We start from the raw sequence: 8,074 nt of genomic DNA, 5'->3' as shown, positions 1-8,074 counted from the left end.
CAGCAAGCGTCGCCACATGCGACGGCCCCTTGGGTGCAATCCAACCATATTCAGTGAGGTGCCCCCGGATCGCGTTGATGAGCTGGGTTCGCTGCCGCACTAACAGATCACGGGTCCGAAACACCAGGCCCGCCGCCTGTTGCTGTTCGCTCTTCACGGCCACGAACCGCATGCTCGGCCGCTGCGCCGCTTCGCATATCGCTTCGGCATCGATCGCATCGTTCTTTTGCCGCTTCACGAATGGTTTTACATAGGCGGGTGGGATCAGCCGAACTTCATGGCCAAGCTGGGTCAGCTGACGAGCCCAGTGATGTGCTCCACCACATGCTTCCAGCGCTACCGTGCAACTCGGCTGCGCCGCGAAGAAATCCAGCAGCTTTCCTCGGCTGATCCGCTTGCTGAACATCGCTCGACCCCGCCCATCCGCTCCGTGAACGTGAAAAACGTGCTTGGCGATATCCAGACCGATTGTGATAACTTCTGACACGGACGCCTCCCTTAAGTGGTGCTCAACACCTCCACTTTGGCACATCGATGCCGTCGGGCGGGGCGTCCACCCCATCATAAGTCTTCGTCGATATCCGCTTCGATCCGATACCGACCGCCTCTGTGCAACCGCAGCAAAGGTCGCGATGGGCCAACAGCTGCCAGGGGGCAATACAAGCCTCCGCAAGTCTCTTCACTTGAGTCCGATCACCATCGAGTCTGGACCAACCAGCGGTTCGATGCGCAACTCTGCAAAGCCTGCCTCCTTGAGCCAACCCATGCAGTCCGCCGCCGTAAAGTCGAAGCCTTCGCGGGTCTCAATTAGCATGTTCAGGCTCATCAGCAATCCAAAGGCATTGCGTCGACGGTCATCGTCGATGATCGGATCGTAGATGATCAGCGCGCCGCCGAACGGTAACGCTTCGTAGGCTTTGCGTATCAGCGTCCGCTTTTTATCAAGGCTCCAGTCGTGCAGGATATGGCCCATGATTAGCACATCCGCTGGCGGCATCGCCTGCGCGAAGAAGTCACCGGCCTGGAATGAAAGCCGCGCGGGGAGACCATGCCGCGCTGCGTAGGCTTCGAAATGCGGCCTCACCACCGGCAGATCGAAGCCGATACCAGAGAGATGGGGATGTGCCCGAGCAAGCTCGACCGCAAGGCCTCCCTCTGCGGTGCCGATGTCGGCGAAGCTTTTGTAGTCAGCCCAAGGGAATTTCTCTGCAATGGCGTGCGCGGCGCCGAGACTCAATCCCGTCATCGCTTTGAGGAACTCTGAGAGGATCGCTGGGTTGCGGTATATCTCGTCGAACAGGTCACGGCCCTGCTTCGCCTCATTCTGCGGCTCGCCGGTACGCAAGGCTTCGGTCAGCGCACCCCAGAATGGATAAAGCCGCGCGTTTGCCATTTCGAGTATTCCGCCGACATAGGTTGGTTTGCGTCGATCTAGAAACTGGGAGCCAGCCGGCGTGTTGGAGTAGAAGCCATCCTTACGTTCGAGCTGTCCGAGCGACACCAGCGCATCGAGGAAGTCGCGGATGCTGCGCGGATGAAGCTTCAGCCGAGCCGTCAAAACGTCTGCGTTGAGCGGCCCGTCGGCCAGCAAAGTGAACAGCCCGAGTTCGACTGCGCTCAGCAGCGTCTTTGAGCCCCAAAAGGCGAAGCCGAGCTGCATGATGGCGTCCGGCGTTACCGATGCCCTCGCGTTAAGGTCTTTCGACTGAATTTGCTGGTTCATGGCGGGGTCTCCCGATGGGGGTACGGAACGCAACCAGATTAGTTTCGGAGCGCGAGGTTGGCCTTGAAGCCGTATTGATTTTTCATGCTCTTTCCATTGACATGCCGACTGCGGCCGGAGCCGCCCGCGGGAGACGATAGGGTGCGCCTCTATTTCGAGAAGTGTGTGTTGGATACCGACCGGCGTGAGCTTCGGCGCGGCGAACGCCCTGTGCCGGTTCAGCCCCAGGTGTTCGACCTCCTGGTCCATCTGATCGAGAACCGTGACCGAGTGGTCACCAAGGACGATCTACTGGAGGCCGTCTGGAACGGCCGCATCGTGTCTGAATCGACGTTGATCAGTCGCATCAATGCAGCGCGCCGTGCGATCGGCGATGACGGCGAGCAACAACGCCTCATCCGCACTATCGCGCGAAAGGGCGTTCGGTTCGTTGGCGAGGTAGAGAAGCGCCAGGCGGTCGCGAGTTCTTCCTTGCCTATCGAGGGGGCGCCCGAACCCCCAGCCGCAACAATGGCGCTTGTGGATCGTCCGTCGATCGCGGTCCTGCCATTCACCAACATGTCTGGCGACACCGAACACGACTTCTTCGTCGACGGGATTACGGAGGACCTCATCACGGCGCTCAGCCGCATCCGGCAGTTTCTCGTGATCGCACGCAATGCGACGCTCCGATACAAGCGCGAGCTCCCCGATATACGCGAGATAACGGCGACGCTCGGCGTACGCTATGTAGTCGAAGGTAGCGTCCGCAGGGATGCCGGACGCGTCCGTGTTTCAGCCCAACTCCTGGACGGTGGTACTGGCAATCACGTCTGGGCGGAGCGGTTCGATCGCAAGCTTGACGATATTTTTGCCATCCAAGACGAGATCGCTCGGGAAATCGCTGGGCAGATCGAACCGGAACTGGGCCGCGCCGAGTACGAGCGAACCAAGGCCACGCCCCCCGAAAACTTGGGCGCTTGGGAGCTGTTCCATCGCGGTATGGCGTTGATCGCGCAGCGTACGCGGGACGGCAATGCCGAGGCGCGGCGGGTGCTCGAGCGTTCGCTCGCGCTCGACTCCGGTTTTGCGCCCGCTCATGCGGCGATCGCGTGGAGTCAGGCAGAGGATCTCTTCTTCTGCTACGCCGCGCATGACCCGAAAGATATTCTCGACCGTGCCCGCCGTGCGGTGGTGCTCGACGATCGGGACGCTCTATCGCATCTCGCGTTGGCTTGGGGCCTGACTTTCGATCGCCAACCAGAGTCCGCGGTCAATGCGGCGAAGCGAGCGATCGCACTCAATCCAAGCTTCGCGCACGCCTATGCGATCCTTGGCCGTCTCCTGATCCAATCTGGCCGCTGCGACGAAGGTATTCGACAGGCCGAATGGGCGCTCCGTTTGAGTCCATTCGCGCCGAGCGCACGTCAGTACCTCAACGTCCTCGCCGTCGGCTATCTCTATCTAGGCAATGATGCTAAAGCGGTTGAATTCGCCCGTGAGTCCATCCACTCGTTCGACACCTGGGCGCAGCACATGATCATCACGTCGGCCCTTGGCCATCTTGGCGATCACGAAGGCGCAAAGCACGAAATTCGCGAGACGCGAAAACATCGACCAGATTTTTCGATCACCCAGGTGCTCCGGGATTACGTCGTCTTTGACGCAACTTGTCTCGATCGACTGCTGGCCGGACTTCGCAAAGCGGGCGTTGCAGAAACGTCGAAATTAGGCCTGACCTCCAGACGAAGCTAGACAACTGACAGACTCGCGGCGTGTCGGCAGGTATGTTTTGGGTCATTTTCGACGGATTCCGCGGCGGTCGTCGGTTGATGTCTACACGAGCGACGACTTCTACTAGGAAGGCGTCAGGGTGCTCTTGTGACACCGACCGTTACGCTAAAGTGTATAACCGGCGATCGATAGAGGCGCTCAGCAGAGCGCGCCCGACCCGAACGTCCGAACGAGCTTCCTCACGCGATGGGGCGATGATGCGGCTTGAACAGCCGTCCCTTTTCCACCACCAGCACGATCGCGAGCGCTGCGAGCGTCGACAGGAAGAAGCCGATCGAGAACGGCAGCAGCGTGCCGTCGAAGCTTTGGCCGATCGCCATGCCGACCACGATTCCGATCAATGTCGTGATCGAGCCGTAGAGCGAGGAGGCGGTGCCGGCGATGTGGCCCTGCGGCTCCATCGCGAGCGCGGTGAAATTGGCGACCATCATGCCGAACGAGAACATCATCAGGGCGGAGAGCACCATGAACAAGGATAGCGGCAGCACGCCGAGGCTTTCGGTCAGCAGCATCACGCCGGCCACGGCGGTGTACAGCGTCAGTGCCCCGTGCGAGATCACGCGCATGCCGAGCCGGCCGACCAGCCTCGCGTTGAGAAAGCCGGCGATGGCGGTGCCGGCCGCGATCGCCGCGAAGGCGAGCGGGAAGTAATGGCCGAGGTGATAGATGCCGGTGAACACCTGCTGCGCGCAGAAGACGTAGGCAAACAGCGCGCCGATGACGCTGCCGGCGGCCGTGGCGTAGCCGATGGTCTGGCGATGGGTCACGGTCTGCCGGAAGGCCGAGAGCACGTCGGCGGGTGCCAGCGACCTGCGCTCGGATTCGGGAAGGGTCTCAGGCAGCCGCAGCACGCACCATGCGAGCGCGAGCAGGCCGTACAGCATCAGCACCACGAAGATTCCGCGCCATGCCGTCACCAGCAGCACCGCCTGTCCGAACGAGGGAGCGATCACGGGCACCGCGATGAACACCATCATCGCGAGCGACATCACGCTGGCCATGCGGCGGCCGACATAGCAGTCGCGCACGATCGAGGTCGCGATCACGCGCGTCGCCGAAGTGCCGAGCCCTTGCAGCGCGCGCGCCAGCAGCAGCGTCTCGAACGAGGGCGCCGCGACCGCCAGCACGCTCGCCACCGCATAGACCGCCATGCCGCCGAGCAGCACCGGGCGGCGGCCGAAGCGGTCCGACAACGGGCCCATGACGAACTGGCCGGCGCCGAAGCCGACCAGGAAGGTCGACAGTACCAATTGAAGATGGTTGGCGACGGGAATCTTGAAGGCGGTGCCGATATTGGGCAGGGCCGGCAGCATCATGTCCATCGCAAGCGGATTCAGCGCCATGATGGACGCGATCACGATGACGAACTCGGGAAAACCCATGGGACGGTGTCCGGAGGACACCCAATCGTCGGCATTGACGTCGGACAAGGAAGCTCACCTCTGAAATTGAGGGGGTTATCCATTCCGATGCTGCGTTGCACAACCCCCGTTTCGGGATGGCTGTCAGGCAGGGCCGGCGCGGACAAGAATTGGTGAGGAGCCGCCTTTCCTTTCCTGCCGGATTCTCCAGATCGCGCAACCCCCGGTGGCCGGAAACCACTGATTCACCATCCCTTCCTAAAGATCGGCATCCGGCGCGGCCCCGCCCGTCGGGCAGGATGAAACCGAAACGCATTCTGCCCACAGTGCGGCCGAGATGAGGAGGCGCCGCAGCGGCGCTAAGAGAAACAAGCCAAACAAGGTATCCGCCTGTGTCCGAGATGTCCGGTGCAGCACGATGGTTGGAGCCCGCAGCCGACACGGCTGCGAGGCGGAACGTCTGGCTTGCCTGCCTGATCGCGCTGACTGCGCTGCTGGTGCTCGGCAATCTCGCCAACGACGCCAGGCTCGATGTGAAATATGGCTGGGACGTCCGAGTCAATTGCGCGGCGGTCGATGCGCATGCCGACGGGCTCGATCCCTACTTCGTCAAGAACCTGAAGGGCACCAAGCTCTCTTATCCCTATCTGCCGGTGACGCTGGACGTCTTCCGCCCCCTGTGCGCGGGCGGTTTTCTGGTCGATCACTACAGAAGCATCTTTCTCGTCCTCGCCGTGCTCTGCGGCCTGCTCTTGCCCGGGCTCGGCCGAACGGGCACGAGCGCGCGCGATGCTACGCTCAAGGTGCTGTGCGCGCTCGGCGCGTTCGTCGGTTTCGAATGGGTGCAGGCATCGGGGAATTTCGCAATTCTGAGCGGCGTGCTGACCGCGATCGCGCTGTCGCTCCTGCTTCGTCCGCTTCCCTCTGGAGAAGATACGAGCTTTCCCTTGCGCCTTGCCGGCGCTGCACTGCTCGGCCTCGTGACCTCGTTCAAGCTGGTGTTCTGTCCCGTGCTGGCGGCGCTCTATTTCCTGCCGCTGCCGCACGGTCGCAAGCTGGCGCTGATCGCGATGGCGGCGTTCGGCTTCGCATTGCCGGTCCTGATGTCGAGGCTGCTGTATCCCGATTTGTTCGCGAGCTGGCTGCTTGCGATTGCGGGTCAGATCCCGAACCAGCATGCCGTCGACCTCGTGGAGATCAATCCGTCGCTGCTGCTGCTGGCGCGGGACCTGATGGTCCATGCCGGCCTCGGTGACAGCAAGCCAGCGATGTTCGCGACCTATGCGCTCGCAGCCCTCGCGCTGGTGCTGGTGCCGTTCGCCCTGTCTGTCCTGCGTGTGGCCGCGAGCCAGCCGGCGCGGGGAGGGGGATCGCTTCTGATGCGATTGGATCGCTGGCTGATGGATCATCCCCGCACGGCCAAGCGCGTCACGGTGCTTGCCATGTTCGCGCTCTATCTCAGCTCGCCGCGGCTCAAGGAATATGCCTTCTTCGAGCTCGCGCTCTATGCCGCCATCCTCATCGTCGATCTTCCGGCCATGGCGCTCGCCGGATGTCTCTCGGTCGGTCTGCTCATTCCCGCACTGATCTCGCTTCTGGGAGCAGCATTCGAGGGCAGCTTCATTCTCCTCACGGTCGCGCTGATGTGCTTCTGGATCCTGCTGCTCGACTTCCGTGCCGAGCCGAAACGCCTCGAGGCGCGAACAGTGGATTCACGTTGAAGGGCTCATGATCGCGCTGAATCGTTTCTGCGCGCATTCCGGAGATCCGACCTCGATCTCACATTCATGAAGGCATGGCAGGAACCGGATCGGGCCCGAAGGTCGGTCATCGATCTCGACCAATGCCGGTGTGGTTGAGCAGATAAACGGCGCCTAGCAAAGTTCCGTGCGCGAGATCAACCCCGCGGCATCCGCGTCGGTGTTAACGATCTCGTGGATGCCGGTCGCGTTCAGAACGCCGCCATGACCGCAATTAGTCGTCCAAGCGGGGGCGAGGATAGAGCTTTGCCAAAGGCGAAGGATCACGCCCACCCAGCTTAGGTTGTCCTGATTAAATCTACACGCGCTCGTTGTCAAACTATTAAAGGTTGTATTGCCATACATGTCTCCGGAATTGCTGGGAATGACAAATGGCGGTTCAGGCATGCTCGGTCGGTGGTCTTGCTCGTTCGACAGGTACTCAATCAACCCCAGGGGCAAGAGCGGAACTCGCGGTTTGCCTTAATCTTTTTCAGCTCAACTGGGTTCTCATCGCGGCCACGCTGGCCGTCTTCATCGTTGGGATGCGTCTAGCCGGTTTTCAATTGCGGGTAAGCAGCTATCTGCTCTATTTCGGAATTGCCGGCGTGTACGGAGTGGCCGGTTATCTAAATCTGAAATCAAAACTCAGACGGAGCCCCCGCGTCTACACCGTCCTGTTCTTCATTGCTCAAATCCTTCTTCAGCTTCTTCTTCTGGTGTCGATCGGCTATCTCGCGGCGACAGCCAACTTTCCAATGCAGGACACGAATCTGCTGGCCATGGATCGGGCGCTCGGCCTGGATTTTCGCGCTTATCTGGCGTTGGTCAACCGGCCCGGTCTGATCGATGCTCTTGCAGTGACCTACGACTCCATTCAAATGCAACTGGTTCTGATCGTGGTTGTCGTTCCACTGCTCGGTCACTACAGGCGCGCTGCGGAGTTCTCGCTCGGATTTGGCCTGACGTTGGCTATCACGACCCTCATCTCCACGCTGTTCCCAGCGACCGGCGTCTATGAAACCGTAGGACTACACTCAGCGGACCATCCCAATTTCGAACCCTCCGTCTACAACGCGACGCTGCGCGAGCTCCCCCTGGTGCGCGACGGCACAGTGAAGCTGCTCGATGCGTTTCAACTGGGGCCGCTTCTGACCTTTCCAAGCTTTCACGCGGTCTCGGCAGTCTTGTACATGTGGGTGCTCTGGCCAATCCGCTGGGTCCGGGGCATCGGCCTGCTATGGAACGCGGTCATGCTGGCCGCGACCCCGATCGGGGGAGGACACTATTTTGTCGACGTGTTCGCCGGGATGGCCGTCGCCATCGCATCGATCTGGGCCATCAAACGCATCGGCGCACTTCTTGCGCCCGAGCAGGATCGGGAGAGATCCATCTCGCAGATCTCCACCGTCGACCCATTGGCGATGGTCGAGCCCGACGGAGATCTGAGCCCGCAATCGTCGTAGTGCTGCGGTGGA

The 8,074-nt window shown here is 61.2% G+C and carries 6 protein-coding genes; 3 read left to right on the top strand and 3 right to left on the bottom strand.

Annotation, left to right across the window (positions count from 1 at the left end; genetic code table 11):
* On the bottom strand, positions 1 to 487 hold a 487-nt coding region (locus tag BLV07_RS22165), incomplete at its 3' end, for an IS110 family RNA-guided transposase (RefSeq protein ID WP_143035467.1).
* A gap of 192 nt (positions 488 to 679) precedes the next feature.
* Positions 680 to 1,723, bottom strand: a complete 1,044-nt coding sequence (locus BLV07_RS22160) for a methyltransferase (protein ID WP_091889487.1) — start codon at positions 1,721 to 1,723, stop codon at positions 680 to 682.
* A 141-nt stretch (positions 1,724 to 1,864) separates the two neighbouring features.
* On the opposite strand from BLV07_RS22160, the gene BLV07_RS22155 reads away from it, so the two are divergent.
* Positions 1,865 to 3,457, top strand: coding sequence for a winged helix-turn-helix domain-containing protein (locus BLV07_RS22155; protein WP_176945687.1), 1,593 nt, complete (start codon positions 1,865 to 1,867; stop codon positions 3,455 to 3,457).
* 218 nt (positions 3,458 to 3,675) lie between these two features.
* On the opposite strand, the gene BLV07_RS22150 is transcribed toward BLV07_RS22155, so the two are convergent.
* Complete coding sequence (locus BLV07_RS22150; protein WP_091889483.1) at positions 3,676 to 4,926, bottom strand: multidrug effflux MFS transporter; 1,251 nt, start codon at positions 4,924 to 4,926, stop codon at positions 3,676 to 3,678.
* 332 nt (positions 4,927 to 5,258) lie between these two features.
* Here BLV07_RS22150 and BLV07_RS22145 point away from each other — a divergent pair, with 332 nt between their 5' ends.
* Both BLV07_RS22145 and BLV07_RS22135 read left to right on the top strand, forming a co-directional pair.
* Positions 5,259 to 6,578 (top strand): hypothetical protein, encoded by a 1,320-nt coding sequence (locus BLV07_RS22145; RefSeq protein ID WP_244551172.1) that lies wholly within the window; start codon positions 5,259 to 5,261, stop codon positions 6,576 to 6,578.
* Between the two features lie 410 nt (positions 6,579 to 6,988).
* A complete protein-coding gene (locus BLV07_RS22135; RefSeq protein ID WP_091889477.1) occupies positions 6,989 to 8,062 on the top strand; it encodes a phosphatase PAP2 family protein in 1,074 nt (357 codons plus the stop codon).
* The last annotated feature ends 12 nt before the right edge of the window (positions 8,063 to 8,074 follow it).

The sequence above is a fragment of the Bradyrhizobium sp. Rc2d genome, from assembly GCF_900099855.1.
GTDB lineage: Bacteria > Pseudomonadota > Alphaproteobacteria > Rhizobiales > Xanthobacteraceae > Bradyrhizobium.
The sequence above is the reverse complement of the archived record's forward strand: the minus strand, read 5'-3'. Positions and strand labels throughout refer to the sequence as shown.